The 23,868-nt window shown below is 64.5% G+C and carries 29 protein-coding genes; 17 read left to right on the top strand and 12 right to left on the bottom strand.

Going from position 1 to position 23,868, the window contains the following annotated elements; translation table 11 throughout:
• Window positions 1-22: 22 nt before the first annotated feature.
• The 3 genes from ilvC to C1A35_RS04850 form a co-directional block, all read right to left on the bottom strand.
• Entirely contained in the window at window positions 23-1,042 is a 1,020-nt protein-coding gene (ilvC, locus tag C1A35_RS04860; RefSeq protein WP_104663209.1) for a ketol-acid reductoisomerase, read from the bottom strand.
• A gap of 177 nt (window positions 1,043-1,219) precedes the next feature.
• Window positions 1,220-1,867: a TetR/AcrR family transcriptional regulator C-terminal domain-containing protein gene (locus tag C1A35_RS04855; RefSeq protein WP_104663208.1), complete on the bottom strand. Its 648-nt coding sequence runs from the start codon at window positions 1,865-1,867 to the stop codon at window positions 1,220-1,222.
• 200 nt (window positions 1,868-2,067) lie between these two features.
• Window positions 2,068-2,454 carry a hypothetical protein gene (locus tag C1A35_RS04850; RefSeq protein ID WP_104663207.1) on the bottom strand — a complete coding sequence of 129 codons (387 nt, stop codon included), beginning with the start codon at window positions 2,452-2,454 and terminating at the stop codon, window positions 2,068-2,070.
• A gap of 348 nt (window positions 2,455-2,802) precedes the next feature.
• Between C1A35_RS04850 and ubiA the strand changes: the two genes are divergently transcribed.
• A complete protein-coding gene (gene ubiA, locus C1A35_RS04845; protein WP_104663206.1) occupies window positions 2,803-3,717 on the top strand; it encodes a 4-hydroxybenzoate octaprenyltransferase in 915 nt (304 codons plus the stop codon).
• Window positions 3,718-3,960: 243 nt separating this feature from the next.
• On the opposite strand, the gene C1A35_RS04840 is transcribed toward ubiA, so the two are convergent.
• On the bottom strand, window positions 3,961-4,437 hold the full coding sequence (locus C1A35_RS04840) for a hypothetical protein (RefSeq protein WP_104663205.1): 477 nt from the start codon (window positions 4,435-4,437) through the stop codon (window positions 3,961-3,963).
• 113 nt (window positions 4,438-4,550) lie between these two features.
• Entirely contained in the window at window positions 4,551-5,396 is an 846-nt protein-coding gene (locus tag C1A35_RS04835; RefSeq protein ID WP_104663204.1) for a LysR family transcriptional regulator, read from the bottom strand.
• A 198-nt stretch (window positions 5,397-5,594) separates the two neighbouring features.
• Here C1A35_RS04835 and C1A35_RS04830 point away from each other — a divergent pair, with 198 nt between their 5' ends.
• The gene (locus C1A35_RS04830; protein ID WP_104663203.1) at window positions 5,595-6,200 is read left to right on the top strand and encodes a cysteine hydrolase family protein; all 606 of its coding nucleotides are present in this window, start codon (window positions 5,595-5,597) and stop codon (window positions 6,198-6,200) included.
• 168 nt (window positions 6,201-6,368) lie between these two features.
• On the opposite strand, the gene C1A35_RS04825 is transcribed toward C1A35_RS04830, so the two are convergent.
• Window positions 6,369-6,968: a TetR/AcrR family transcriptional regulator gene (locus tag C1A35_RS04825; RefSeq protein ID WP_104663202.1), complete on the bottom strand. Its 600-nt coding sequence runs from the start codon at window positions 6,966-6,968 to the stop codon at window positions 6,369-6,371.
• A 99-nt stretch (window positions 6,969-7,067) separates the two neighbouring features.
• Between C1A35_RS04825 and C1A35_RS04820 the strand changes: the two genes are divergently transcribed.
• The 8 genes from C1A35_RS04820 (at window position 7,068) to C1A35_RS04785 (ending at window position 14,236) form a co-directional block, all read left to right on the top strand.
• Window positions 7,068-7,823, top strand: a complete 756-nt coding sequence (locus tag C1A35_RS04820) for a CPBP family intramembrane glutamic endopeptidase (RefSeq protein ID WP_104663201.1) — start codon at window positions 7,068-7,070, stop codon at window positions 7,821-7,823.
• Window positions 7,824-7,974: 151 nt separating this feature from the next.
• On the top strand, window positions 7,975-9,312 hold the full coding sequence (locus C1A35_RS04815) for an efflux RND transporter periplasmic adaptor subunit (RefSeq protein WP_104663200.1): 1,338 nt from the start codon (window positions 7,975-7,977) through the stop codon (window positions 9,310-9,312).
• A 20-nt stretch (window positions 9,313-9,332) separates the two neighbouring features.
• The gene (locus C1A35_RS04810; protein ID WP_104663199.1) at window positions 9,333-11,276 is read left to right on the top strand and encodes a MacB family efflux pump subunit; all 1,944 of its coding nucleotides are present in this window, start codon (window positions 9,333-9,335) and stop codon (window positions 11,274-11,276) included.
• Window positions 11,277-11,368: 92 nt separating this feature from the next.
• Window positions 11,369-11,794, top strand: coding sequence for a hypothetical protein (locus tag C1A35_RS04805; protein ID WP_104663198.1), 426 nt, complete (start codon window positions 11,369-11,371; stop codon window positions 11,792-11,794).
• A gap of 161 nt (window positions 11,795-11,955) precedes the next feature.
• Window positions 11,956-12,351, top strand: a complete 396-nt coding sequence (locus C1A35_RS04800) for a hypothetical protein (RefSeq protein WP_104663197.1) — start codon at window positions 11,956-11,958, stop codon at window positions 12,349-12,351.
• Between the two features lie 74 nt (window positions 12,352-12,425).
• A complete protein-coding gene (locus tag C1A35_RS04795) occupies window positions 12,426-12,833 on the top strand; it encodes a hypothetical protein (protein WP_104663196.1) in 408 nt (135 codons plus the stop codon).
• A gap of 43 nt (window positions 12,834-12,876) precedes the next feature.
• Window positions 12,877-13,575 carry a Type 1 glutamine amidotransferase-like domain-containing protein gene (locus tag C1A35_RS04790; protein WP_104663195.1) on the top strand — a complete coding sequence of 233 codons (699 nt, stop codon included), beginning with the start codon at window positions 12,877-12,879 and terminating at the stop codon, window positions 13,573-13,575.
• 52 nt (window positions 13,576-13,627) lie between these two features.
• A complete protein-coding gene (locus tag C1A35_RS04785) occupies window positions 13,628-14,236 on the top strand; it encodes a nucleotidyltransferase family protein (RefSeq protein WP_234822739.1) in 609 nt (202 codons plus the stop codon).
• Window positions 14,237-14,288: 52 nt separating this feature from the next.
• Here C1A35_RS04785 and C1A35_RS04780 read toward each other — a convergent pair whose 3' ends face one another.
• A complete protein-coding gene (locus C1A35_RS04780) occupies window positions 14,289-14,513 on the bottom strand; it encodes a hypothetical protein (RefSeq protein ID WP_158664967.1) in 225 nt (74 codons plus the stop codon).
• A gap of 95 nt (window positions 14,514-14,608) precedes the next feature.
• Between C1A35_RS04780 and C1A35_RS04775 the strand changes: the two genes are divergently transcribed.
• Window positions 14,609-15,502: a LysR family transcriptional regulator gene (locus C1A35_RS04775; RefSeq protein ID WP_104663192.1), complete on the top strand. Its 894-nt coding sequence runs from the start codon at window positions 14,609-14,611 to the stop codon at window positions 15,500-15,502.
• Between the two features lie 45 nt (window positions 15,503-15,547).
• Here C1A35_RS04775 and C1A35_RS04770 read toward each other — a convergent pair whose 3' ends face one another.
• Window positions 15,548-15,955 carry a GFA family protein gene (locus tag C1A35_RS04770; RefSeq protein ID WP_104663191.1) on the bottom strand — a complete coding sequence of 136 codons (408 nt, stop codon included), beginning with the start codon at window positions 15,953-15,955 and terminating at the stop codon, window positions 15,548-15,550.
• Between the two features lie 161 nt (window positions 15,956-16,116).
• Here C1A35_RS04770 and C1A35_RS04765 point away from each other — a divergent pair, with 161 nt between their 5' ends.
• Both C1A35_RS04765 and C1A35_RS04760 read left to right on the top strand, forming a co-directional pair.
• Window positions 16,117-16,866, top strand: a complete 750-nt coding sequence (locus C1A35_RS04765) for an SDR family oxidoreductase (protein WP_104663190.1) — start codon at window positions 16,117-16,119, stop codon at window positions 16,864-16,866.
• Between the two features lie 281 nt (window positions 16,867-17,147).
• Complete coding sequence (locus C1A35_RS04760) at window positions 17,148-17,567, top strand: NUDIX hydrolase (RefSeq protein ID WP_104663189.1); 420 nt, start codon at window positions 17,148-17,150, stop codon at window positions 17,565-17,567.
• A 120-nt stretch (window positions 17,568-17,687) separates the two neighbouring features.
• On the opposite strand, the gene C1A35_RS04755 is transcribed toward C1A35_RS04760, so the two are convergent.
• Window positions 17,688-18,140 (bottom strand): Lrp/AsnC family transcriptional regulator, encoded by a 453-nt coding sequence (locus C1A35_RS04755; RefSeq protein WP_104663188.1) that lies wholly within the window; start codon window positions 18,138-18,140, stop codon window positions 17,688-17,690.
• Between the two features lie 119 nt (window positions 18,141-18,259).
• Between C1A35_RS04755 and C1A35_RS04750 the strand changes: the two genes are divergently transcribed.
• On the top strand, window positions 18,260-19,243 hold the full coding sequence (locus C1A35_RS04750; RefSeq protein ID WP_104663187.1) for a nucleoside recognition domain-containing protein: 984 nt from the start codon (window positions 18,260-18,262) through the stop codon (window positions 19,241-19,243).
• Window positions 19,244-19,271: 28 nt separating this feature from the next.
• Here the strand turns inward: C1A35_RS04750 and ftrA are convergent, their stop codons facing one another.
• A complete protein-coding gene (gene ftrA / locus C1A35_RS04745; RefSeq protein WP_104663446.1) occupies window positions 19,272-20,294 on the bottom strand; it encodes a transcriptional regulator FtrA in 1,023 nt (340 codons plus the stop codon).
• A 97-nt stretch (window positions 20,295-20,391) separates the two neighbouring features.
• On the opposite strand from ftrA, the gene C1A35_RS04740 reads away from it, so the two are divergent.
• From C1A35_RS04740 to C1A35_RS04730, 3 genes are all read left to right on the top strand, one after another.
• Window positions 20,392-20,823: a rhodanese-like domain-containing protein gene (locus C1A35_RS04740; protein ID WP_104663186.1), complete on the top strand. Its 432-nt coding sequence runs from the start codon at window positions 20,392-20,394 to the stop codon at window positions 20,821-20,823.
• A gap of 187 nt (window positions 20,824-21,010) precedes the next feature.
• The gene (locus C1A35_RS04735; RefSeq protein WP_158664966.1) at window positions 21,011-21,508 is read left to right on the top strand and encodes a GNAT family N-acetyltransferase; all 498 of its coding nucleotides are present in this window, start codon (window positions 21,011-21,013) and stop codon (window positions 21,506-21,508) included.
• A gap of 320 nt (window positions 21,509-21,828) precedes the next feature.
• On the top strand, window positions 21,829-22,020 hold the full coding sequence (locus C1A35_RS04730; RefSeq protein ID WP_104663184.1) for a hypothetical protein: 192 nt from the start codon (window positions 21,829-21,831) through the stop codon (window positions 22,018-22,020).
• A 44-nt stretch (window positions 22,021-22,064) separates the two neighbouring features.
• On the opposite strand, the gene C1A35_RS04725 is transcribed toward C1A35_RS04730, so the two are convergent.
• Together C1A35_RS04725 and C1A35_RS04720 are read right to left on the bottom strand one after the other, a co-directional pair.
• Window positions 22,065-23,297, bottom strand: coding sequence for an HlyD family secretion protein (locus C1A35_RS04725; protein WP_104663183.1), 1,233 nt, complete (start codon window positions 23,295-23,297; stop codon window positions 22,065-22,067).
• 3 nt (window positions 23,298-23,300) lie between these two features.
• Window positions 23,301-23,789 (bottom strand): hypothetical protein, encoded by a 489-nt coding sequence (locus C1A35_RS04720; protein ID WP_104663182.1) that lies wholly within the window; start codon window positions 23,787-23,789, stop codon window positions 23,301-23,303.
• Between the last annotated feature and the right edge of the window lie 79 nt (window positions 23,790-23,868).

The following is a 23,868-nucleotide window of genomic DNA, read 5'->3' as shown; positions in this document are numbered from 1 at the left end:
TCATTCAACCGTTCGATAAGGCTTAGTTCTTCGCCTTGTCGACCAGCTTGTTCTTGCCGATCCAGGGCATCATGCCGCGCAGCTTGGCGCCGACTTCCTCGATCTGGTGGCTGTCGTTGACGCGGCGGATGCCCTTGAAGCGGGCGGCACCCGACTTGTACTCCTGCATCCACTCGGAGGTGAACTTGCCGGTCTGGATGTCCTTGAGGACGCGCTTCATCTCGGCCTTGGTTTCTTCGGTGATGATGCGCGGGCCGGTGACGTATTCGCCCCACTCGGCGGTGTTGGAGATCGAGTAGTTCATGTTGGCGATGCCGCCTTCATAGATCAGGTCGACGATCAGCTTCACTTCGTGCAGGCACTCGAAATAGGCCATTTCCGGCGCGTAGCCACCTTCGACCAGCGTTTCGAAGCCGGCGCGAATGAGCTCGACGAGACCGCCGCACAGAACGACCTGTTCGCCGAAGAGGTCGGTTTCGCACTCTTCCTTGAAGTTGGTTTCGATGATGCCCGAACGGCCGCCGCCGACGCCGCAGGCGTAGGAGAGCGCGAGGTCGAGAGCGTTGCCGGAAGCGTCCTGGTGAACGGCAACGAGGCAGGGAACGCCGCCGCCCTTCTGGTATTCGCCGCGAACCGTGTGGCCCGGGCCCTTCGGCGCGATCATGACGACGTCGAGCGAAGCCTTCGGCTCGATCAGGCCGAAGTGAACGTTGAGGCCGTGGGCGAATGCGATCGCAGCGCCGTCACGGATGTTGCCGGCGATTTCGGCCTTGTAGATTTCGGCCTGCAGTTCGTCCGGCGTCGCCATCATGATGAGGTCGGCCCACTTGGCGGCTTCTGCAACCGACAGTACCGAGAGGCCGTCGGCCTCGACCTTGGCAGCCGTTGCCGAACCTGGCTTCAGCGCGATGCGGATTTCCTTGGCGCCGGAATCCTTCAGGTTCAGCGCATGGGCGCGGCCCTGGCTGCCGTAGCCGACGATGGCGACCTTCTTCGACTTGATCAGGTTGATATCGGCATCACGATCGTAATAGACGCGCATTTTAGTGGTCCTTCCCGTTGCTTGTCAGTTGCTTCCGCCCCATCGCCCCGGAGATCCGGGGCCATGCAGCAATTCCTGGCGTCGCAGCGACCTTTGCGCTTCTTCGAAGCGCGGCGCTGTGACTTTTCTTTGCCGCAGCGACCTTTGCGCTTCTTCGAAGCGCGGCGCTGCGGGCCGTTACCTCTTCGTGCCGTAAAGCGAAAGGAAGGCTGAAACCGCCTGCTCCGCCTTGCGGCCAAAACCCTTTTTCATTTCGCCGGCCTCTTCGCCGAGCAGCATCTTCAGATGCCAGTCGGAGACGATGAGCCCGTAGAGCGCACCATAGGCCTCGTCGGCATCGTCGAACGCCAGCAGTCCCGCCTTGCGGCCGGCCTCGAGCAGCGCCGCCGCCCGCCGGCCGATCTGCCGGCGCCCGCGCTCCTGCAGCATGTGCCCGAGCTTGGAGCCGTCGCGGCTCGCCTGGCCGATCGCCAGGCGATTGAGCGCCAGCGACACGTCACCGGCGAGAACCTCGAGCAGATCCTTGGCAAACACGATCAGATGCCGCTCAAGGCTCTCGGCGTCGAGCGCGCGGGCGGCAACATCCTGCGTGCGCACCTTGCTCGCCTGGAAGCCGATCATCGCCGAGATCAGGCCGTCGCGATCGCCGAACCACTTGTAGAGGCTTTCCTTGGAGCAATTGGCCGCGCGCGCAATGCCGGCCGTCGTCAGCGCCTTTTCGCCGCCGTCGACGAGAAGCCGCAATGCCTGCTCGAGAACGGCGCCCTGACGTTCCGTCAGCCCCTCCCCGGCATTCGCCTCCCTCATCGCCGCAGTCATCTGCACGTCGCCTCGCTCCCAATCAGTACCGTACGGTACGGTTCGCATTCTTCTAGTGAAGCGTCCCCGTGGCGTCAAGACGATTCTCAAGAAGCGGCAAAATTTCGGCGGTGCGCATCGGAACTACAGTCGGGTCCGGTGATGTCGATGCTCTTTGAACAGGAGCCTGCTCCAGGCAGGAGCCGCCGATAGCGCTGTTCGGGGCGTTAGCTCAGCATGAAGAACACAAAGGGCATCAGAAATGAAACCGCCGTCGTCATCATCAGAACGGTGGCGGCGGTCATCAATCTCAGGAAATTGACGAAGGTCATAGTTGCTTCAACACGTTTCGAACTCTTCTTCAGATAGTCAAATCGAAAATAGAGTTGCGAATAGGCAAAACAGCCCCAGGCGACAAAGAGCATGCACCACAGGGCCTTGAATTTCAGCTCTTTGTAATGCGGGCGAATGCTGACAAATTCGGCAACGACCGAATTGTCCGTCCGCACCGCGAGCAAGAAGATGGCGATGGTTGCGGCCAGCAGCCCTAACACCATGATGATTCCGGAAGTGATGACGCCCTGCTCTTCGTCCGTCCAGGATTTCGTGGCCATTGCGCAACCTCAGATCCCCAAGATGAACGGGTACAGCCACGATAACACGGCGCAAAAACCGGAATAAATACCGACAACGGGTGACAATTCGACATTTGCGGCCATCGACGAGAAGACGCAATTCCTGCTCGAAAACGGCGCGCCCTGACCGCGATGACAGCCGGCGAAGTTTCGGCGGTGACCGCGAAGAAAATGCGCCCCATGGGTTCCGGGCCGCCCAAACTACCGCGACCTGCCTTTCGACCGGGTGCGACAGTTTCCGCATTACCTGCGGCTGCCCCAGCCCCTATAGTGCCGCCGTCTTGCGGCAGCGACAGGCGCTGGCCGCGCCTTTGGATTGTCCGCCACATGACCGCAGCGAGCCGCCCCGATCTGACAGACATTCACAGGGGCGACTGGGTAGACCGGCGATTGCCGCAGGCAATGCGGCCCTATACCCGTCTTGCGCGGCTGGACAGGCCGGTTGGCATCTGGCTGACGCTCTTTCCCTGTTGGGCAGCCCTTTTTCAGGCCGCACATGGCCTTCCCGGGCTTCGCGATCTTCTCATGTTCACGCTCGGCGCGCTGCTCATGCGCAGTGCCGGTTCCACCATCAACGACATTGCCGACCGCAAGTTCGACGGACATGTCGAGCGAACGCGGTTCCGCCCCCTCGCCAATGGCGAGATTGGCCTGCCGCGAGCGATACTCTTCCTGATCGTGCAATTTGCACTGGCCGCTTCGCTCCTTGTCTTTCTGACCCCCGACAGCCGCCTTCTGGCCGTCTCAGTCGTGCCGCTCGTGCTCCTTTATCCTTTCTGCAAGCGGTTCACCCATTGGCCGCAGGCGGTTCTGGGCGCGGCCTTCAACTGGGGCATGCTCATGGCGTGGACGCAGGTCGCCGGACATGTTCCGATCGGCGCCGTCATGATGTGGGCAGGCGCCGTCGCGTGGCAGATCGGCTATGACACGGCCTATGCCTATGTCGATGTGCGCGACGACAAGCGCCTCGGCCTGAAATCGACGGCAATCCTGTTCGGCGCGCACGGCAAGGCCTTGATCGCCCTGTTCTACGGCCTGACCGTGGCCGCCTGGTCCGTTGGCGGCTGGATGCTCGGGATGTCGGGCCTCTATGCCATCGGCATGGTGGTGATCGCGGCTCATCTTGCATGGCAAGCCTGGCGCTTCGACCTCGATCGTCCCGAGATCAGCTATCGCCTGTTTCTGGCGAACATCCTGACCGGCGTGCTTCTGGCCGTCACCGCGCTCGCCGGAACGTGGTGAGCGACATACGGCCTGCCGGTTCGCTTGCCTCGGCGCTCTGGTGAAGGCGTTTTCGGCCGAGCAAGCATGGCCGCTTGAGCCATGGGTGGCCCCAGCTGGAGAGAGCGGATGGGCGCTCGGCAGCGGCGCCACCCGGAGTTGGGCGGTGCGTTCGCCGACAGAGCCCCACCTGGAAGGGCGGCCGTCGTCCACGTCCCCTCTCCCGCCTGCGCGGGCAAAACTTGCGTGCCCGCTCCGGCTGCATCATGAGGCATCCCGGCAGTCGCCCGGGTTCGTGCATCGTCTCGACGCCTGAACAGCAGGAGGCGATGACCGCCGCCCCGTGAGCAGGCGCGCGACCTCGGTCCTCCAATTGGATGGGACCTGGATTTGATGCGACCGCTGTAACTTGGCCTCATGCAGAGCCCAAAGTGCCAGAAACAAGGTCGACAGGGCGAAGAACGCCAGCGCTGCCAGGTGCAGTTTGCCAATGCGGCGCGCGAAATAGGCACCGGCCTTCGCCTCGATAGCTCGACCTGCCGCCCCCGCTTGTCGGACATTTTCGTTCAGATGCCGGGTTACTTTTCCTTCAGAACGATCCCGCGCGCGCGACAGGTCTTCGTCGCCGGGCCCGGCGCCGAGCCCAACGCGGGCAGCGCCAAAGAGTAGGATCGCCGACAGGAACCAGAACACCATAAAAGAGAGTGCGGCAAGCATGCCGACCGGAGTGTTGATGTCCATTGCCGTGTACCGTCCAGACGCGTCTCCTGCCACGCGCGAAGGATATACTCTCATTTGACATGAGATTTTCAAGCCAGACCCGTAAAGGTTGCGCGAGAAAACAAGCAGATCGCCTACCTCCAGCCGCGCATCGTCTCCTCGATGAAGGCTGCCACGGCCGCCACGCTCGGCACGCGTGCCCGTTCCGGATGCATCATCAGGTAGACCGGACGCTCGGCTGCCGTCTCCGGTTCGTCCACTGCCTCGAAGCGAGGATCGCGCAAGCCCGAGACCTCAGGCAGCATCAGTTCGGCGCCAAGCGCAAGGGCCGCCTCCATCAGGATCTCCAGCTTGTCGGCCGTCAGCGCCACGCGCGCATCTGGCCGAAGCCGGTCGAGCACCTGCATCTCCGGCACGTGGGCGAGCGCCGGACCGTAGCGGACGATCGGGCAAGATCCCGCCGCCTGCCCCTTCGGCCGGAACAGGCGGAAGCGCAGCGTGCCGAGGCTCTTCACCCGCACGCTGTCCTCGCCGGTGCGCGCCATGCGGATGGCGATGTCGGCCTCGCGCCGCTCGATGCTGAGCATCTGGTTGTCGGCGACAAGATCGAGCGTCAGGCCCGGATGGCGCTGTTCGAGCCGGGAAAGCGCCGGCGCAAGGATCGCGCTCAGGACGAAGCCGACGCTCGTCACCCTGACCTGCCCTTTAAGCTCCGCCGTGGTCCGCAACAGCGTCGCAAGCGAAAGCGACGCCTCCTCGGATATCGTTCGCAGCCGATCGACGACCGGGATGAGCACCGGCGTCGGCGTCAGCCGGCCGTCGATACGGTCGAACAGCGCCGCTCCCACCCGCCGCTCCAACGCGGCAAGCCGGCGGGAAACCGTCGTCTGGTCGACGCCGAGCGAGCGCGCCGCCTGGCTGAGCGTTGCGCCGCGCACCAGATGATCCAGCAGTTCGAGATCCGCCCATCCTGCATTCATGCAGCTCTTCCTCCGAAAACTTCGGATCACTCTGCAGTGATGCAGCCGCTAAGATCAAGCCCATGGACAGTGCGCTTCGACGAGCCAATCCCAGGGTCACGGCTCGGAACCCACCGCCCAACCAGAACCGCCTTCCACTGCCCCGCCTTCCATCAACCCTCTCGACAACCCCATCCGCACGCAACAAGGAACCTGCCCATGTCCATTTCAGCCCCCGCCGCAACCCTCTTCACGCTCGCCGGCGTCACCCTTTCCCCGCCGCCGCTTGGCGCGGCGACGCTGGTCCTGATCGACTACCAGAACGAATATCTCGCCGGCCCGTTGCGCCTCGTCGAGCCGGAAGCGGCGATCGAAAAGGCGCGGCAGCTGCTGGTGGCAGCCCGCGAAGCCGGCGCGAAGATCATCCATGTCGCCCATCGCGGTTCAGCCGGCGGCATGTTCGACCGGGCAGCGCATCGCGGCGCCATCGTCGACGCGCTGGCGCCGCTTGCGGGCGAAACGGTGGTCGAAAAGACCCGGCCGAACGGCTTCTCGGACACCAACCTTGCCGAAGTGGTTGGCCCGGCCGGGACCCCGATCATCTTCGCCGGCTTCATGACCCACAATTGCGTGTCATCCACCGCCCGCGCCGCCAAGGATCTCGGCTACGGCATCACCATTGCAGCCGACGCCTGCACCACCCGCGACCTGCCATCGGCATCAGGCACGATTTCAGCCCGCGCCCTGCACGAGGCCGAACTCGCCGGCCTTGCCGACCACCACGGCGCCGTCGTCGATGTCGCCGTGTTGACGGCGCAGCGCTGACCTCGCCATTGGCCAGGGAGAAACCTGGCCGCCCGTGTCGCGGGCGGCCGCGGCACGGCTCCGCAGGAACGGCAAGGTTCAGCAATCACAACGCTCTGGCAGGCCATTCATGTCAGGTTCTTGCCTATCGGCTTTGAACTTCGGCGACGCCGAGGTCGCCGGATAGGTTCAACCGGCTTTGCCGATAGGACCAAGCACGCCACGCACCAGGATGCGCGCCGCCTGCGCCAGCCCCCTGTCGTCAGGCGACGGCTGCATGAGCCGCACCAGCGTCAGCCCCTCCAGCGCGGCAAGCAGCGCCCGCGCGCGGTCGCGTGCCTCGCCCGCGCCGATCGCCTCTCCGCCGATGCGCGCGAGGACCGCCGTCAGAGCGTCGGTCGCCCGCTCCAGCCGCGCGGAAAAGATCGCGGCGATGCGCGGGCTGCGGTGGCTGGCGCCAACGATCTCGAGCCATACCGCCGCCTCGCCGGCGTTCCAGTCCCTGATCGACGCGACGTGGTCGGCGATCAGCGCGTCCTCCAGGCCGAGGGGATCGCTGGCGGCGGTCAGTGGAAAGGCGTGATCGGGCAAAAGTTCGGCGACAAGCCCCTCGACGATCGCCTCCTTGCCGTCGAAATGCACGTAGACGCCGCCAATGCTCATGCCGGCCTCTTTGCAGATGTCGCGGATCGAGGTGGCCGAAAAGCCGGATGTTATGAAGGCGCGCATCGCCGCAGCGAGAATATGCTGCCGGCGCTCGTCGGCCCTGTCGCTGGAAATGCGTGGCAAGCCTGCCTCCCCATCTAAAACGAACGTTTGTTCTCATAGGATTGACGAATCTGTCAATGCTCCATAAAAAACGATCGTTCGTTTTATGGAGTTTCATTCATGCCCGTTGCCTCCCAATCCCATCCGCCCGCCCTCGCTGCCCGCCATTCCTGGGCGATCTTCATGGCCCTTTCGCTGGTCGTGGGCGCCTTCATCTATCTCCTCATCCCCGCGCTCCTCGCACGCGGCTGGAGCGGCCCCTATGCCGTAACGGTCCCGCTCGGCGCCGGCTTCCTGCTGATGTTCGCCTTCACCTATGTCGGGCTCAGGTCCGAAGGCGCCATGGCCGATTGGAAGGAACGGCTGCGGCTCACCCGTCCGTCGGCGGGCGACATCGGCTGGGGCGTTGCACTCGGCCTGTCGATGATCGCCTCCGTCGTCCTCGTAGAGGGCTACGTGCAGGATTTCATCCTCGCCAGCGTCCCGATGCGGCCGCCGCAATGGTTCCTCGATATCCTGAAAAGCTCCGGCACCGTGTTCGGCGCTCCGGGCCTTGGCCGCTGGGATTTCCTGGCGCTGCACCTCGTCCTTTTTGCCCTCAACATCTTCGGCGAGGAGCTGCTGTTTCGCGGCTACCTGCTGCCGCGTCAGGAGCGTTTCGGCCACACCTATGCGTGGGCGCTGAACGGCCTGCAGTGGACGGCCTTTCACTGGTTCTGGTTCCATGTACTGCCGGCCATCCTGCCGACAAGCCTGCTTCTCGCCTGGATTACGCTCCGCCGCCAAAGCACCTGGTGCGCCATTATCGGCCACGGCATGCTGAACGGCCTGCCGGTGCTCGGCACCTTCCTGACGGTCGCAGGCTTCGGCGGATAGGCAGCCCTTTGCCCACATCGGCAGGGCACCGGCCAGGTGCGGCGGCCCCGCCGCCGCGCAACATTACGAAAATATAATGATCTCAATGCTTTTCGCTCGCCCCGTTCCCTTCTATTTTTAACAGGGGAATTTGCCGGACAAGGCGCAAGCGATGAACAAGACGATCAAGACGGCCAGAGCCGACACCGCGCCCCGCGAAGAGGCGGCGCCCAATGTCACCTTCATTCCTGGTGCGGTCAAAAAGGTGAGGCGCAGGCGCCGCTCGCGGTCCTGGCTCTGGCTGCCGGTGGTGCTCGCCGTTGCCGGTGCCGCCTGGTATGGCTGGACGCGGTATGGCGAAAACCCCGCCTCGACCGCAATGGTGACCGAAGCGGTGGCCCGCGGCGACATCGAAAACAGCGTGACGGCCGTCGGCACCCTCGATGCGGTCAATTCCGTCGATGCCGGCGCGCAGGTCTCCGGCCAGCTGAAGGCGCTGCATGTGACGATCGGCGACAAGGTCACGCAAGACCAGCTGGTCGCGGAAATCGACCCGGCCACGATCGAGAACCGCATCGAGATCGATCAGGCGGAGCTTGCCAATCTCCAGGCCCAGCTGATCTCCAAGAAGGCGCAGCTCGTTCTGAAACAGGCCAATATCGACCGCCAGCGCAATCTCGTCGAAACCCGGAGCGTGGCGCAATCGACGCTCGACCAGGCGATCGCCGATCTCGCCGCGGCTGAAGCCGACGTCAACGCCATCGAGGCGCAGATCCGCAAGCAGCAGGCGACGCTTGCCGGCGACAAGGTCGATCTCGGTTACACCAAGATCTACGCGCCGATCTCGGGCACCATCGTCGCCAATCCGGCCAAGGCCGGCCAGACGCTCAACGCCAACCAGACGACACCGACCATCGTCACCATCGCCGACCTCTCCACCATGACCGTCAAGGCGCAGGTGTCGGAAGCCGACGTCACCCGGCTGAAGGTCGGCATGGACGCCTATTTCACCCTGCTCGGCCAGCCCGGCAAGCACTTCGCCGGCAGGCTGCGGCAGATCCAGCCGATGCCCGACACCGCCAACAACGTCGTGCTCTATTACGCGCTCTTCGACGTGCCCAATCCCGAAGGCGAGCTGATGATGTCGATGAGCGCCCAGGTGTTTTTCGTCCAGGCGGCGGCCAAGGATGTGCTGATCGTGCCGAGCGGCGCCTTGAGCCACCCGGCCAAGGGCGCGGGCGATGCCGCCGGCCAGGGCAGCGACCGGCGTGACGGCCAGAGGAACAGCCAACGCGGCGAAGGCGGCAAGGCGCAGGTGACCGTCGTCACCGCCTCCGGCGCGCTCGAAACCCGCGACGTCGAGGTCGGCATCCGCAACCGCGTCAGCGCGGAAATCAAGAGCGGCCTCGAAGAGGGCGAGAAGGTGGTCGTCAGCACCGGCTCCACAGGCAGCGGCAACACCCGCGACAACCGAAACCAGCGCGGCATGCGCATGCCGCCGATGTTCTGATCAGGCTTTAGAGACTGGCCATGGCTCCGCTCCTCTCGCTCAGGCACGTCAGCAAGACCTATTTCAACGGCGACCTCGCCGTCGAGGTCCTGCATGGCCTGTCGCTCGATATCGAGGCGGGCGAGTTCGTGGCGATCGTCGGCCAGTCGGGTTCGGGCAAGTCGACGCTGATGAACATCCTCGGCTGCCTCGACCAGCCGACCGGCGGCGATTACCTGATCGATGGCGAGAGTGTCGCAACCCTCGACAGCGACGAGCTGGCGGCGCTGCGCCGCCGTACCTTCGGCTTCGTCTTCCAGAGCTACAACCTCATCCCGACCGCAAGCGCCAAGGAGAACGTCGAGGTCCCGGCCGTCTATGCCGGCATGTCGGCCCGCGACCGGCACGACCGTGCCGAGGCGCTGCTCGACGCGCTGAAACTCGGCGAGCGCCTCGACCACCGGCCAAGCCAGCTCTCCGGCGGCCAGCAGCAACGTGTTTCCATCGCCCGCGCGCTCATGAACGGCGGCCGGGTGATCCTCGCCGACGAGCCGACCGGCGCGCTCGACAGCCAGAGCGGTTCCGACGTGATGGCGCTGCTGCGCGACATGAACGACCAGGGCCACACGGTCATCGTCATCACCCATTCGCGCGAGGTCGCCGAACAGGCCGACCGGCTGATCGAGATCCATGACGGCTGCATCGTCGCCGACCGCGCCAGGAAAGCCCGCGTCAATGCCGAGGGTGCTGCCGCCCTCGCCCGCCATGTCAGCGAAGGCTCGGCGGCGATCGCCGACGTCACCGAAGCGGTCAAGATGGCGTTTCGGGCGCTGAAGGCCAATCTCTTCCGCACCATCCTGACGCTGCTCGGCATCGTCATCGGCGTCGGCTCGGTCGTCGCGATGCTGGCGATCGGCACCGGAGCGCAGGATTCGGTTCTGAGCCGCATTTCCTCCATGGGCTCGGACCTGCTGGTCGTGCGCCCGAGCATGGCGAATTTCCGCGGCAGCGCGGGCGGAAGCAACGTGACGCTGGTGCCGGCCGATGCGGATGCGATCCTCGAGGTGCCGAATGTCGCTTTCGCCGTGCCGGAGATGACGAGCTCCGTCACGCTTCGCCGCGGCAATGTCGACTATCAGACGACCGCCAACGGCACCGTGCCGCAGTTCACCACCGCCAAATCCTGGAAGATGGCCAAGGGCGAGTTCATCAACCAGAACGACATGGACACCTACGCACCGGTGGCCGTGCTCGGCCAGACGGTGGTCAAGACGCTGTTTCCCGACGGCGACAATCCGATCGGGCAATATGTGCTCGTCAACAAGATCCCCTTCCAGGTGATCGGCGTGATGGCGGAAATGGGCGCCACCTCCTTCGGCAACGACCAGGACGACGTCGTGCTGGTGCCCTTGACCACCGGCAGCATCCGCCTTTTCGGCCAGCGCAACATCCGCACCATCACCGTCCAGGTGAAGGACGGTTCGGCGATCGACATCACCCAGCAGACGATCCAGGCGCTGCTCGACCAGCGCCACAAGCGCCAGGACACGCAGATCACCAACATGTCCTCCGTGCGCGAGGCCTTCACCGAGACCTCGAACACGCTGAAGCTGTTCCTCGCCTCGGTCGCCGCGATCTCGCTGCTCGTCGGCGGCATCGGCGTCATGAACATCATGCTCGTCTCGGTGAGCGAGCGCACCCGCGAGATCGGCGTGCGCATGGCGACCGGCGCCCGCCAGCGCGATATCCTCCTGCAGTTCATCATCGAGGCGCTGGTCGTCTCGGCTATCGGCGGCACGCTCGGCGTAGCACTCGGGCTCGGCACCGGGGCGCTTGCCGGCCAGTTCGGCATGCCGGTCTCCTTCACGCTCGGCCCGGTCGCGCTCGCCTTTGCCTGCGCCTTCCTCACCGGCCTCGTCTTCGGCTTTCTGCCTGCCCGCAACGCCTCGCGCCTGCAGCCGGCGGTGGCGCTGAGCGCGGACTAGGCAAGAGCGACGCTCCTGCCCGCCAGACGGCAGACAAGTGTCTCGACACGACCCAAGATAGCAGACGCTGCACGCTTGGGGGTTGATTCGCGATGTGGAAGGCGTTTGCCGTTCTCTACGGGCTGATTTTCATTTTCGGGCTGTCATTGGCTTTCGTCACGCTGCCCCCTGAAATCGCGGTGCAGCTGTCTTCCGCCGACCGAGCCCTGTTCTATGCGGGCCTGGCCGTGGAATTTGCGGCCATGATAGGCGCCTTTGCCTACGCCTTCGACCTGAGAGTCCCGCCCTCGTCATTTTGGCGGCCATTCAGCTGGGCTCTTGCAGGCTGGTGTCTCTACACGTCGCTGGACAAGGCCTGGGACGTCGCCATGCTCATCACCAGCCCGAAACCCGGAGACGAAGGCTTGGTGTCAGCCGTCTTCGGCCTGCTGCTCCTGCTTCTTCTCAACTATTTCGCCTGGCTCGGCGTCTGGCGTTATGGCCGCCAAACAGAGCAGCAGCCGGCCCCCACTGGCTAAGGGTGGAACGCCCGCACGCCACGCACTCCGGGGAACGAATGCGACAGCCGGCGGCATGCAGGCCGGGTGTAAGGCCTTGCGACCATCTCGCCCGTCGAACGATAGACAAGGCGCTCTTCACCACCCAAACTGGCACCAACGCAGATACAGGATGATTCGCGATGTGGAAGGCATTCGCAATTTTCTACGTGCTCAGCCTTGCTTTCGGCCTGGTCATAGGCGCGACGCTGCTCCTGGGCTTGTGGGACGAGATGGCATACGGGATCAAGATCCTCGGCAGCGTCAGCCTGGTCATGGCGCTGGCAACGGCGATCGGCCTCGTCGCTTACGCCTTTAACCTGCAGGTCCCTCCGTTCGGGTTCTGGCGGCCTTACAGCTGGCTGCTCGGCATCCTTCTCGCAGGACTGTCGCTGATCGGCGTCGTTCGATTTGCCGGTCAGTTCGAAGGGGGCGATGATCTCGTCAGTCTGCTCTGGCTTTTCCTGTTTGTGCTCGTCAATTATTTCAGCTGGCTCGGCGTCTGGCGTTATAGCCGCCGCGTGTCGGTCCTCGCCTAGGGCGCGCCTCGGGTTCACAGGGCGTGCGCTGTCGCCCCAGTTAGACGCATTGCTGCCAGGAGATATGATTGCCGATGTGGAAGATCTTTGCTGTTCTGACATGCGGGCTGACCGTAGCCGCCTTCACTTGGTTTGCGCTCATTGTTTCTGAACAGGCGCCAGGCGAAGTCAACGTGATCGACCTGATCAGCCTGGTCCTATCGGTGCCGGCATCCATCGGCGTCGTCTGCTACGCCTTTGACAAGGACCTTCTGCCGTCGGCCTTCTGGCCACCTTTCGCACGAGTCCTGACCTTCTGGACCGCTCTTTATCTCGTCGGCACCGCCTGGATGATCCTGTCCCTCGGCATCGCCAATTCTGCGTGGAGCGAGCTGGCCGCAATGGCGGCACTCTATGCCGCCGCCCTGGCGCTTGCCTATTATGGCTGGCTTGGTGTCTGGCGCTATGCTGCCCGCGTGAAGCGTCATCCTTCCTCAAGCTGACGGGCGAACGGCCTTCCGAACGCCCCTCCAAGGCAAGCGCGACATGCTCAACCTCGTCCTTTACAGCGACCAGATCCACCCCGACTGCGCGGCGATCGATCGGAGGCTCGTGGAGCTGCTGAAGGCGCACAGCGCCGGCAATCGCATCGCCTATGTCGCCTCCGGCCCGGAGCCGGACCGCAGTTTCTTCCTTGCTGCCCGGTCCTATTACGGCCGATACGGCCTCGACCTTAGCCTGTTCTTCGATCTCGACGAACCGCAGTCCGGGGAAGCCACGACCGCCCTCTTCGCCTCGGACGCCATCCACCTCTCGGGCGGCCACACCGGCGGCTTTCTCGAACGGCTGAAGCGCAGCGGCATGCTCGCGCCGCTCCGCGGCTTTGCGCGATCAGGCGGTGTTCTCATCGGCGTCAGTGCCGGCGCCATTCTCATGGGGCCGACGATCGCGACCGATGGACCCTTCGTGGGCAAGCGGCCGGAGGACGTAATGGACGCCGACGCGCTCGCTCTTGCGCCCTTCGAGTTCTTCCCGCATCTCGGCGACGACGACACCTACCTGCCCGCGCTGCTGCGCTACAGCATGTCGACCTCGCGGCCGATCCTTGCGTGCAACGACAGCGACGGCGTTGTCGTCACAGGCAGTCGGGTCGAGTGTTTTGGAGAGCCCCTGTGGATCTCGGGTGGTGCCGTGCGGACACCTGACGACATCAACCTTGACGGTTTCTCGATAGCCAAGGCTTGAGATGGCCATTCCAGTCGCCCGCCCCGAAATCCCAAGACCCGGAAGGTGTCATTTGACCCGCCACCAGCACATGGAATTGCAAGCCATCATCCGGAAGAGCCCGCTGCTCACGGCGGTCCTCGATCATTGGAACCACGTGGCTCTGCCCGATGCCTGGCTAGCGGCCGGCGCAATCGCCCAGACCGTCTGGAACCACGCCTTCGCAATGCCGCCGACGCATGGCATCGGCGACATCGACATCGTCTATTTCGATGGCGACGACCTCTCGGAAGAAGCGGAAGCCGGACATGCAGTCCGGATCGGAAGCCTGTTTGCCGCCTTGCCCGTGCGGATCGACGTCAAGAACGAGGCGCGCGTCCATCTCTGGTACGAAGAAAAGTTCGGCCGTCCGATCCGCCCCTATGCCTCGACACCGGCAGCGATCGCGACATTCCCGACGACGGCAACCGCCATCGGCATACGCCCTTCGCACGACGGGCCAGAAGTCTGCGGGCCAGAAACCTGCGGGCTGGAGATCTGTGCGCCCTTCGGCCTTGCCGACCTCCTGTCGCTCGTCGTGCGCGCCAACAAGAGCCAGATCACGCGCGAGATTTTTGAGCGCAAGGTCAATCGCTGGCGCGCCCTCTGGCCGGGCCTGACGATCGAGCGCTGGGACCGGTAACCGGCCGGCGCTGAAGCCAGCAACGTCACTCGCCAACGTCACAGGCCCGACGTCACATCGCCCCTGCTTGCGCGGCCTCCGCATGCCGCACGGCGGCTGTGCTCTTGCGCGCCGGAACCGGCGCAGCCTTGCGCCGTCCAAGCTCGGCCTCCCCGGCTGTCACGCCGATATCGGCCAGATGCTCCGCATCGAGTTCGCGCAACTGCTGCAATTGCCAGTACCGCGAGCGCGGCGAGGCGACGAGATAGAGACCGAGTTCCCGGATCATGTCGAACATCCATGTTTCGCTTCCAATCATGGACACAGTCTGCGCCTCGACATTTCCTAAAAGAAGCTTAGCATTCCTATTCCACGCATAAGAGAAACTTTGGTATGGGCGCGCTCGATCTCGACTATCTCAAGACTTTTGCTCTGGTCGCCGAACTCGGCAGCTTTTCGGCCGCCGCCGAGCGCCTCGGGCTGACGCAGCCGGCGATCAGCCTGCAGGTGCGGGCACTGGAAAAACAGCTCGGCGTACGCCTGGTCGAACGGGTCGGCCGCACGGCGCGGCCGAGTGCCGCCGGCGAGGAACTGCTTGCCCATGCCGGCAGCATCGAGGCCGCCACCAGCCGGGCGATCGAGGCCGTTTCGCGCCATGCGAGAGGCGTGCTCGGCCGCGTGCGCATCGGCACCGGCGCCACCCCTTGCGCCTTCCTGCTGCCGCCGCTTCTGGCCGATCTCAAGCGCCGCTTTCCCGACCTCGACATCACGGTGACGACAGGCAACAGCGCCGACATCGTGCGCGCGGTGGACGAGAACCTGCTCGATATCGGGCTCGTGACGCTTCCGGTCACCGGGCGCATCTTCGATGTCGCGCCGCTTTTCGACGAGCGCTTCGTCGCCATCGCGCCTTTGGGAACCGAACTGCCCGAGAGCGTGACGGCACAAGACCTGGCGGCGTATCCGATGATTTTCTACGAACCGGGCGCCAACACCCGCCGGATCACCGACGAGTGGCTGCTATCGGGCGGCGCGGACGTCAGGCCGCTGATGTCGTTCGGCAGTGTCGATGCGATCAAGGAAATGGTTGCCGCCGGCCTTGGCGCCGCACTTGTGCCGGAGATCGCGCTGCGCGCCGGGGATCGCGAACGGCTTGAGGTGCGGGAGGTGTCGCCACCCTTCGCGCGCCGATCCGCCCTGGTGCTTCGCCGCGACAAGCGGCTCGATCGCGCGTTGCGCGAGACGCTCTCCGCATTGAGGACATTGGCGAACCTGGATGACGTCTAGAGAAACCAACGCCAGAAATAGGCATAACTGCGCTCGCGGCAGGCGCTATAGATGCCTTACCTCGTCAGGCGTCGCGCCCCAGTTGTCGTTGAGCCCGTCGCGACAGGTGACCGGAGCAGCGATCAACGCGTCGATATCGACATCGTCGAGGCAGGCGACGTTGATGTTGTAATAGGTCTCGTTGGTCATGTTCGGCGCATCGATCCGCTCGAACGGTCTGACCCCGCAACGGCTGCAAAAGTAATGATGCGCGACCGCGTTACGGCCGCGGTAATCCGTCAGCGCCTCTTCCCCTGAAACCAGCTTGAAGGCCTCGGGCCGGATCGCCACGCACCAGAGCCGCATCTTCACGCAGATCGTGCAATTGCACTTCTCCGTGCCGGCGCTGATGTCGAGATCCGCCTCGATGCGCACTGCGCCGCAGTGGCAGCTCCCCGTGTAGGTCCTCAGCATCCGCTCCCTGCCCCTTTTTTCGGCACGAACTATGCCATCGCCTTCAAAGATTGAAAATCGGCACGCCTCAACCTGCCTGCGAAATTGAACGGGCGGAAATCGGGTGGGCGCTCGTGTCTGCCGCCGGTAGTCAGGGCGCCTCAACCAAGAGGAGCAAGTCCATGTCCATGCTTGAAAACAAGATCGCCATCATCACCGGCGCGTCGTCCGGCATCGGCCGCGCGATCGCCGAGCTTTTCGCCGCCGAAGGCGCCAGGGTGGTTCTCAACGCCCGCAGCGAAGCGCCGCTGCAAGCCGTCGTCGAGGCAATCCGTGGCAAGGGCGGCAAGGCCGTTGCGATCAGCGGCGACGTCACTGCCGAAGAAACCCATATGCGGCTGGTGGAAACGGCCGTCGGCCGCTTCGGCGGCCTCGATATCGCCGTCAACAATGCCGGTGCCGTCCACGCCATGAAGCCGATCGCCGAGATCACCGCTGCCGAATGGCAGCAGTCGCTTGCGACCAACCTCACTTCCGCCTTCCTCGGCGCCCGCCACCAGATCCCGGCCATGCTTTCCCGCGGCGGCGGCGCGCTGGTCTTCACCTCCACCTTCGTCGGCACCAGCGTCGGCATTCCCGGCATGGCGGCCTATGGCGCCCCCAAGGCCGGGCTGATGGGCCTCGTCAAGGGCATCACCGCCGATTACGGCGCGATGGGCATCCGCGCCAATGCGCTGCTGCCCGGCGGCGTCGACACCCCGGCTGCCGGCAGCAAGGAGAACAAGGAATGGGCCGCCGGCCTGCACGCGATGAAGCGCATCGCCCAGCCGGAAGAAATCGCCCAGGCAGCGCTTTTCCTCTCCGGCCCGATGGCAAGCTTCGTCTCGGGCGCAGCACTCTTTGCCGATGGTGGCAATGCTGCGGTGAAGTAGGCGCCCGCTCAAACCCCGGGGGCGGCCCTCTCATTGCAGCCCCCGGTCACCAATTTTTCCAACCTTTGCGCGCTGTCCCAAAGGACTGCTCATGGATCTCGGCCGGGGGCCGATCCTGACAAACCCACGCCTGTCTGGGGGCGCAGGGGAAACGGCGGGCCCAGCACGCCGGAAACAATCATTGCGTGCGTTGCCAAATTCGCCAATCTTCGGCTTTGCAACAGTCAGGTTTCATCGACGACGAGCGTCGCGCTTCATCCAGAAAACGCAGGGTTTCGCAAATGGCCTTCATCCCCTTCAAAGGCGCAAAAATCGCATTGCTCTTTCAGGGGCAGTTGATTGCCTACCAGCGCGACCAGAAACCGGAGATCCCCTTTCCCGGGATGTGGGATCTTCCTGGGGGTGGGCGGGAAAACGATGAAAGCCCGGTGGAATGCGCGATCAGGGAGACCGGCGAGGAATTCAACATCACAATCGATCCAGCGTGGATTGTGTGGGAGCGCTACTACCCGGCGCGGATCACGACCGACCCTGGAAGTTACTTCCTTGTCGGAAAGCTCGAAGATGGCTTCGGGCCGATAAGGTTTGGCGACGAGGGCCAGCAGTGGGCAATCATGTCGATCACCGACTTCCTGGACCACCCTGATGTCGTCGAGAGTTTGAAGAGCAGATTGCGCGACTATCTCGCCGAGAACATGTGACAGGGTTTTCCGCGCCAATGACGGTCGAGGCAACGGCAGGATGGCACCCCGACCGCAATCATCCCATGTCGGTCCGGCACCCGCCGTCTCGGGTCGTCGCCGCGGCTGCGGCGACGACCCTCACACCGGGATCTCCGTCGTCTCCTTGCCCGTGCGGATCACGAAGGCGGTGTAGTAGCGCGCGACATTGGTCTCCTCGCGGAAAAGCCGTTCGGTGAGCGCGTCGAGCTCGTCCATGTCCTTCAGCCGCAGCATCAAAATGGCGTCGGTCTCGCCGCTGACGCTATAGGCCTGGATCACCGCCGGCTCCTTTTCCGCCATGTCGAGGAAGCGGCGGATGTACTGTTCGCCGTGACGCTCAAGCTCGACGGTGATGATCGCCTTCATCGTGCGACCCGCCTTTGTGGGATTGAGCACCGCCACGATCCTGTCGATGACGCCGGTCTCGTGTAGCCGCCTGATGCGGCGCAGGCAGCTCGACGGCGAAAGGCCGACCACTTCCGCAAGCTCGGCATTGGTGCGCGACGCGTCCTGCTGCAAGAGCCTCAAGAGCTTGCTGTCGATCTTGTCCATCTCCGTCCGTCCTCCTGTTGCGGTCATTTGCAATTTTATTGCACGAAAGTGCATATTTTGACCACAACTGCGAAGGGCCTCGCGCTAGTCCTTGGACAACACCCCAAGGAGAGACCGCCATGACCGTTCTGATCATTCTCTACCGCAAGACCCTCGCCACGCTCGAAGTCTATCTCGATCTCGTGCGCATCATCGTTCCCGTCACCATCGCCACCCATGTGCTGCAGGAGCTTGGCGTCATCCGCGCCGTCGCGCCCGTCTTCGAGCCGCTGATGACCCTCGTCGGCCTGCCGCCCGAGCTGGCCTTTGCCTGGCTGACGGGCCTGCTCGTCGGTATCTGGGGGGCCGTCGTCGTCGTCTTCGCGCTGGTTCCGGTTTCGGAGCTGACGACCGCCGACATGACCGTGTTTTCGGCGCTGATGCTCGTTGCCCACGCGATTCCGATCGAGCAGCGCATCATCCAGAAGGCCGGCCCGAGCTTCCTCGCCACGGCCGCGATCCGGATCGGCGGCGGCCTGGTCTTCGCTGCACTGCTGCACCAACTCTTCGCCATCACCGGCTGGCTTTCGACGCCGCTTGCGCCGAGCTGGATACCGGCGAACGAAACCGCCACCTGGACCGGCTTCGCCTGGAGCACGCTGAAGACGCTCGCCACCATGCTCGTCGTGCTCTTGGCCCTGAGCTGGACGATCGAGATCCTGAAGCTCGTCGGCATCCTCGGCTTGCTGAACCGGGGCATGGCGCCGCTCTTCCGGCTTGCCGGCGTCAAGACCGAGACCGTGCCCTTTGCCGCCGTCGGCGTGCTCTTGGGAATTTCCTATGGCGGCGCTCTTCTGATCCGCGAGGCGCGCGAGGCCAATGTCGAGCCGCGCCAGGTGTTCCTCGCCTGCGTCTTCATGGGTTTCGGACATAGCCTCATCGAGGACACCCTGGTGGTGGTCGCGCTCGGCGCGGATTTCACCAGCGTCTTCTTCGGCCGGCTGGTCTTTGCGATCGTCGCCACGGCCATCGTCGCCCGGGTGGTCGCCTCGGCGCCGGACGCCTTGTTCTTCCGCTCCTTCTTCCGCAAGGACGGTGGCGAGCCGGCCCTGTCGGAGGCGTGAGCCTGCCCCACCAAGGCGCGCGGCGGCCCTACTCCGCCGCGGCCGCTGCAACCGGTGCTGGCCCGGGCATCCGCCCGAAGGCGGCGCGGTAGGCGGCCGGCGTCGTCGAAAGCTGCTGGCGGAAGTGGTGGCGCAGCGTCTGGGTCGAGCCGAAGCCCGAGGCTTCCGCCACCTGCTCCATGCCGAGTGCGGTCTCCTCCAGCAATTGCCGGGCCCGCGACAGCCTTTCCCCCAGCAGCCAGCGCGCCGGCGTCGTACCGGTCGCCGCCTCGAAGCGGCGCAGGAAGGTGCGCTCGCTCATGCCGGCGGCCTTGGCGAGAGCCGCAATCGAAAAATCTTCTCCGAGCCGTCCGCGCATCCGATCAATCAGCGGCCCGAGCCTCGCGCTCTCGTGCACATCAGGCACGGCCCGCTCGATGAACTGCGCCTGGCCGCCGTCGCGGTGCGGCGGCACGACGAGGCGGCGCGCGACGCGGTTAGCCGCCTCGCTGCCGAAATCGCGGCGGATCAGGTGCAGGCAGAGATCGATGCCGGCCGCACTGCCCGCCGAGGTCAAGACCTGGCCGGCATCGACATAGAGCACATCCGGCACCACCTCGATGTCGGGATAGAGCGCCACAAGCTTGTCGGTGTAGCGCCAATGGGTGGTCGCCCTGCGGCCCGAGAGCAGCCCGGCCGCTGCCAGCACGAAGACGCCGGAGCAGATGGAAAGCACGCGTGCACCGCGCTGGTGGGCATCGCGCAGCGCCGCGCAAACCGCCTCCGGCACCGGTTGATCGGCACCGCGCCAGCCGGGCACGATGATCGTGCCGGCTTTGCCTAAAAGCTCGATGCCGCCATCAGCAACGAAGCGCACGCCGCCGGTGGCCCTGAGTTCGCCGGGATCGACCGAGGCGACGGCGAAACGATACCAGCCCTCGCCCATTTCCGGTCGCGGCAGGCCGAACATCTCGACGGCGACGCCGAATTCGAAGGTGCAGAGCCCGTCATAGGCAAGCGCCACGACGAGCGGGTTCTGGAGCGGCTGGGCAGCGGAAAATGACTTTGGCATGATCTTGAGCATATATGGCAAAGCTGCCAACTGCCAGACCTTACCGCGCGCTGCTACATATCTCCTCGTCAACACGCCACAGCCCGAGGAGAGCCCGATGAGCACTGTTACCGATATCCCCGCCGCATCGCCCGAGATCGCCATTGCCCATTTCGCCGGGCGCTTGAGCGTCGAGACCGATTGCGCCGACGTCGCCCATGCGCTGAAGAGCGGCGAGCAGGATTTCGTGCTCCTGCATGTGGTCGGCTCGGATGCCGCCTATGCCCGCCGCCACGTGCCGGGCGCGATCCACCTGCCGCACCGCCAGATCAGCGCCGAGCGCATGGCCGACTGGCCCGAGGATACCCTCTTCGTCGCCTATTGCGCCGGCCCCCATTGCAACGGCGCCGACCAGGCGGCACTCAAGCTCGCCCACCTCGGCCGGCCGGTGAAGATCATGATCGGCGGCATCACCGGCTGGGAAGACGAAGGCCTTGCCTTTGCGACCGGTTCTGCCCCCGGCGAAGCGCAGGCACTGCTCGCCGCCTGAGCAGGCGCGAAGACCCTTTTGCAGTGCCGCGCGCCTTGCGGAATGCGCGGCACTGCAGCATTTTTGATCGCGTTTGATTTCGCCCTGAAATCGATCGCGATTGAGGCAAAGGATGCGGTTCGGCCGGCCTCTCACCGGCGTTTCGTGGCCATGCCAGCACGCTAACCCCTTTGCACGAGTTATCGACATGCACGCATCACCCCTCACCGTCAGGCCCTTTGACCGTCAGGACGTCGCCGACGTGCTGCGGCTGATGCGCGACCTTGCGGTGTTCGAAGGCTACATCGACGAGTTCCGTGTGACCGAGCGGGACCTGATCGAGCACGGGCTTGGCGACAACCCGCGCTTCGGCGTGCTGGTCGCAGATCTCGGCGGTCGCGCCGTCGGCATCGCCGTGCATTACATCATTCCCTGGACCTACGACCTGAAGCCGACGCTGGTGCTGAAGGAACTTTTCGTCGATGAAACAGCGCGTTCCCTCGGCGCCGGCGCGGCGCTGATCGACGCCCTGAAGCGCCGCGCCGCAGCGATCGGCGCGCCGCGCATCGAATGGTCGGTGCTTGCGAGCAATGACGCTGCGAAGCGCTTCTACCGGCGCCAGGGCGCGAAACTCGATGCGATCTGGGAGCCCTGGACGCTGCTGATCCAGACAGAGGATGACGGCCAGGAAGCGTCCGGTGTCTGACCTTGTCCCTGCGGGCTACCGTCAGGAAAATCCTGACCCGATTGGGTGAAAAAGCTGGGGATTTTCCCGTAACCCAAATTGACTATTAAAATCCCCTTAAAATCCATTGCTTTCAGGCCACGCTTTTGCCACACTGTACTTGCGATTGCGCCACGGAAGTATGCAATCCCCGGAAGAGTATGCATGCTTGCGGTTATATTGCGGTGCAGTTGCTTTATTAATTTGATTGCGCGCTTGAGCCTCCGTCACAACGGGGGCTCAATCATTTTTGGACACCCCTTTCCCCGCCAGCGACGCGCCGGCGCTGTCGCGCAGCCCTAGTGAAGATGCGCTGCCTCGCATCGCAATTTGAAGGCACGTGCGAGCGCTTTAACCGCGAGGATGCCCCGCGCGGGCTTTGGCGCTGGCGGATCGGTCCGGTCGGCAAGGACGAGGCTGAGAATTTGCAGGCAGATCGCGCGAGGCTGAAGGAAGCCGTGGCCCGCATCAAGAAGAAGATCTGCGCGCGATAGGCGCGCCGGCCGGGATCGGGAACCCCGGCCGGATGTCTTCATGCTTAATGCCCGCCGAGCACCAGCGTCTGCACGGGCAGCATCAGCGCCTGGATGCGCAGGATCGCCGCATGCACGAGGCCAACAGCATCGACCCCGTGCAGATAGGCCCACTGCAGCGTGCTGATCCCGGGCTTGTCCAGTTCGTCGTGGTTGCTGGTATAGGCATTGGCGATGCAGCTGCTGCCGGGCGGCACATCGTCGAGCACGCCGGGATAAAGCGGCTCCATCACCACGGTCAGCGTTCCCGGCTGCGAGATCTGCGCAACGTCGATCAGCTGGTCACTGGCGCGCACCTGACCGGAGGCGATCACGTCCTGCACCTCGGTGACGACGAGCGGGATGATCGTGAACGGCTTGCCGACGCAGGTCGCCTCGCCGATCATGCCCGGCTTCATGACCTGTGCCTCGATCTGCCCGAAGCCGGCGACCAGCCGCGCGCGGCCTGCGTCTTCCGGCACGAGCACGCCCGCCGGTCTCAGCAGCGGGTTGACGATTTCGCCGACCCGAAGCGTGAACTGCTGCAGCGTACCGGACACGCCGGCGCGCACGGTGGTCTTCGATATATCGACCTCCGCCTGCGTCAGCGCCGCCTCGGCGCTCGCCTTCTGCGACGGCAGCAGCGACGTTAGCTTCGTCTCCAGCGTCTGCTTGTTGGATTGCGCCGCCGTCAGCGCGCCCTTGCGTCCTTCGAGCGCCACCTGGCGGCGTTCGATCTCGCGGCGGGCGACGACATTGGGGTTGAGCCTGTTGAGCTCGACCTGGGTGTCGTATTCGTCCTGCGCCTGCTGGACGGCGGCCTGCGCCTGGACGATCACGCCATCGGCGGCAACGAGCTCCGTGCGCGCGACGGTCAGCTCGGCGTCGACCTCGGCGATCTGGCGGCGGGCGACCTCGGCGGCCGCTTCCTCCTCCGAGCTGTCGAGCTTGAACAGCGGCTGGCCGGCCTTCACCTTCTCAAAGCGCGTGGCGTAAATCTCCGTGACACGACCATTGGTCTCCGGCAGCACGGCGACCGTACGGAAAGCCGCGGTCACGTTCTTCGTCGACGGGTGGAAGTAGAAGATCAGCGTGATCAGGGAGATGGTCAGCACGATGCAGGCGGTAATGCCCCAGCGCAGTTCGAACCAGACCGAATAGATGGTGATCTCGCGCCCGATCCGTTTTCCCTGGCCGTAGCGGCGGAAGAGATAGTCGGGCAGGATGGTCAGCATCGAGCAAAGGATGAACTCGAACATGGTTTATGCCTTCCCTTCCGTCGACGGCTGAGCGGGTGACGCGTGGCCGTGGCCGTGGCCGGGCAACGCGCGGGGCAGCGGATGCGGCTCGGTCGCGGCCTCTTCGGCTTCGGCCACGGGCCGCTCCGCAGCGGCAGGCTGGTCAACCACCTTGCCGGCAATCTTCTCCAGCGAGCCGGCGATCGATGAAAGCGGCGAGGAGAAATCGGGAAAATCGATCAGCGCCAGGATGAGGGCCGCACCCCACAGGATGTTGTTGTGGGTGAGCAGCGACAGGAGCGCCAGAACCGCCACCAGCTCCAGCTGGATCTTGTTGGTCTTGTGCGCCATGACCTCCGGCAGCGAGTGAAGCCGGAGATAGAGCGTGCCGAGCGCGAAGACCGCAACGATCAGGAAGATGGCGACCGCACTGAGCAGCCAGTCGGACTGACCGGGCGCCGTGATAAAGCCTGGAAGATGATGAATGGCAGCAGGATGGATGGCTTCGGACATTACGCCTCCGCATATCGGACTGGACCACGAGAATCGTACATTAGCACACCACTAGAAAACAAAAACAAAAGCTTGCACG

The organism is Ensifer adhaerens (assembly GCF_002940685.1).
Lineage (GTDB): Bacteria > Pseudomonadota > Alphaproteobacteria > Rhizobiales > Rhizobiaceae > Ensifer > Ensifer adhaerens_E.
The sequence above is the reverse complement of the archived record's forward strand: the minus strand, read 5'-3'. Positions and strand labels throughout refer to the sequence as shown.

What these genes read in the sequence shown, in the direction of transcription:
- C1A35_RS04760 (WP_104663189.1), top strand. Translation starts at nt 17,148, where the DNA reads ATGGCCTTCATCCCCTTCAAAGGCGCAAAAATCGCATTGCTCTTTCAG.
- C1A35_RS04765 (WP_104663190.1), top strand. Translation starts at nt 16,117, where the DNA reads ATGTCCATGCTTGAAAACAAGATCGCCATCATCACCGGCGCGTCGTCC.
- C1A35_RS04805 (WP_104663198.1), top strand. Translation starts at nt 11,369, where the DNA reads ATGTGGAAGGCGTTTGCCGTTCTCTACGGGCTGATTTTCATTTTCGGG.
- C1A35_RS04775 (WP_104663192.1), top strand. Translation starts at nt 14,609, where the DNA reads ATGGGCGCGCTCGATCTCGACTATCTCAAGACTTTTGCTCTGGTCGCC.
- ftrA (WP_104663446.1), bottom strand. Translation starts at nt 20,294, where the DNA reads ATGCCAAAGTCATTTTCCGCTGCCCAGCCGCTCCAGAACCCGCTCGTC.
- C1A35_RS04790 (WP_104663195.1), top strand. Translation starts at nt 12,877, where the DNA reads ATGCTCAACCTCGTCCTTTACAGCGACCAGATCCACCCCGACTGCGCG.
- C1A35_RS04720 (WP_104663182.1), bottom strand. Translation starts at nt 23,789, where the DNA reads ATGTCCGAAGCCATCCATCCTGCTGCCATTCATCATCTTCCAGGCTTT.
- C1A35_RS04800 (WP_104663197.1), top strand. Translation starts at nt 11,956, where the DNA reads ATGTGGAAGGCATTCGCAATTTTCTACGTGCTCAGCCTTGCTTTCGGC.
- ilvC (WP_104663209.1), bottom strand. Translation starts at nt 1,042, where the DNA reads ATGCGCGTCTATTACGATCGTGATGCCGATATCAACCTGATCAAGTCG.
- C1A35_RS04815 (WP_104663200.1), top strand. Translation starts at nt 7,975, where the DNA reads ATGAACAAGACGATCAAGACGGCCAGAGCCGACACCGCGCCCCGCGAA.
- C1A35_RS04780 (WP_158664967.1), bottom strand. Translation starts at nt 14,513, where the DNA reads ATGTTCGACATGATCCGGGAACTCGGTCTCTATCTCGTCGCCTCGCCG.
- C1A35_RS04810 (WP_104663199.1), top strand. Translation starts at nt 9,333, where the DNA reads ATGGCTCCGCTCCTCTCGCTCAGGCACGTCAGCAAGACCTATTTCAAC.
- ubiA (WP_104663206.1), top strand. Translation starts at nt 2,803, where the DNA reads ATGACCGCAGCGAGCCGCCCCGATCTGACAGACATTCACAGGGGCGAC.
- C1A35_RS04770 (WP_104663191.1), bottom strand. Translation starts at nt 15,955, where the DNA reads ATGCTGAGGACCTACACGGGGAGCTGCCACTGCGGCGCAGTGCGCATC.
- C1A35_RS04820 (WP_104663201.1), top strand. Translation starts at nt 7,068, where the DNA reads ATGCCCGTTGCCTCCCAATCCCATCCGCCCGCCCTCGCTGCCCGCCAT.
- C1A35_RS04750 (WP_104663187.1), top strand. Translation starts at nt 18,260, where the DNA reads ATGACCGTTCTGATCATTCTCTACCGCAAGACCCTCGCCACGCTCGAA.
- C1A35_RS04740 (WP_104663186.1), top strand. Translation starts at nt 20,392, where the DNA reads ATGAGCACTGTTACCGATATCCCCGCCGCATCGCCCGAGATCGCCATT.
- C1A35_RS04795 (WP_104663196.1), top strand. Translation starts at nt 12,426, where the DNA reads ATGTGGAAGATCTTTGCTGTTCTGACATGCGGGCTGACCGTAGCCGCC.
- C1A35_RS04755 (WP_104663188.1), bottom strand. Translation starts at nt 18,140, where the DNA reads ATGGACAAGATCGACAGCAAGCTCTTGAGGCTCTTGCAGCAGGACGCG.
- C1A35_RS04735 (WP_158664966.1), top strand. Translation starts at nt 21,011, where the DNA reads ATGCACGCATCACCCCTCACCGTCAGGCCCTTTGACCGTCAGGACGTC.
- C1A35_RS04850 (WP_104663207.1), bottom strand. Translation starts at nt 2,454, where the DNA reads ATGGCCACGAAATCCTGGACGGACGAAGAGCAGGGCGTCATCACTTCC.
- C1A35_RS04835 (WP_104663204.1), bottom strand. Translation starts at nt 5,396, where the DNA reads ATGAATGCAGGATGGGCGGATCTCGAACTGCTGGATCATCTGGTGCGC.
- C1A35_RS04725 (WP_104663183.1), bottom strand. Translation starts at nt 23,297, where the DNA reads ATGTTCGAGTTCATCCTTTGCTCGATGCTGACCATCCTGCCCGACTAT.
- C1A35_RS04830 (WP_104663203.1), top strand. Translation starts at nt 5,595, where the DNA reads ATGTCCATTTCAGCCCCCGCCGCAACCCTCTTCACGCTCGCCGGCGTC.
- C1A35_RS04840 (WP_104663205.1), bottom strand. Translation starts at nt 4,437, where the DNA reads ATGGACATCAACACTCCGGTCGGCATGCTTGCCGCACTCTCTTTTATG.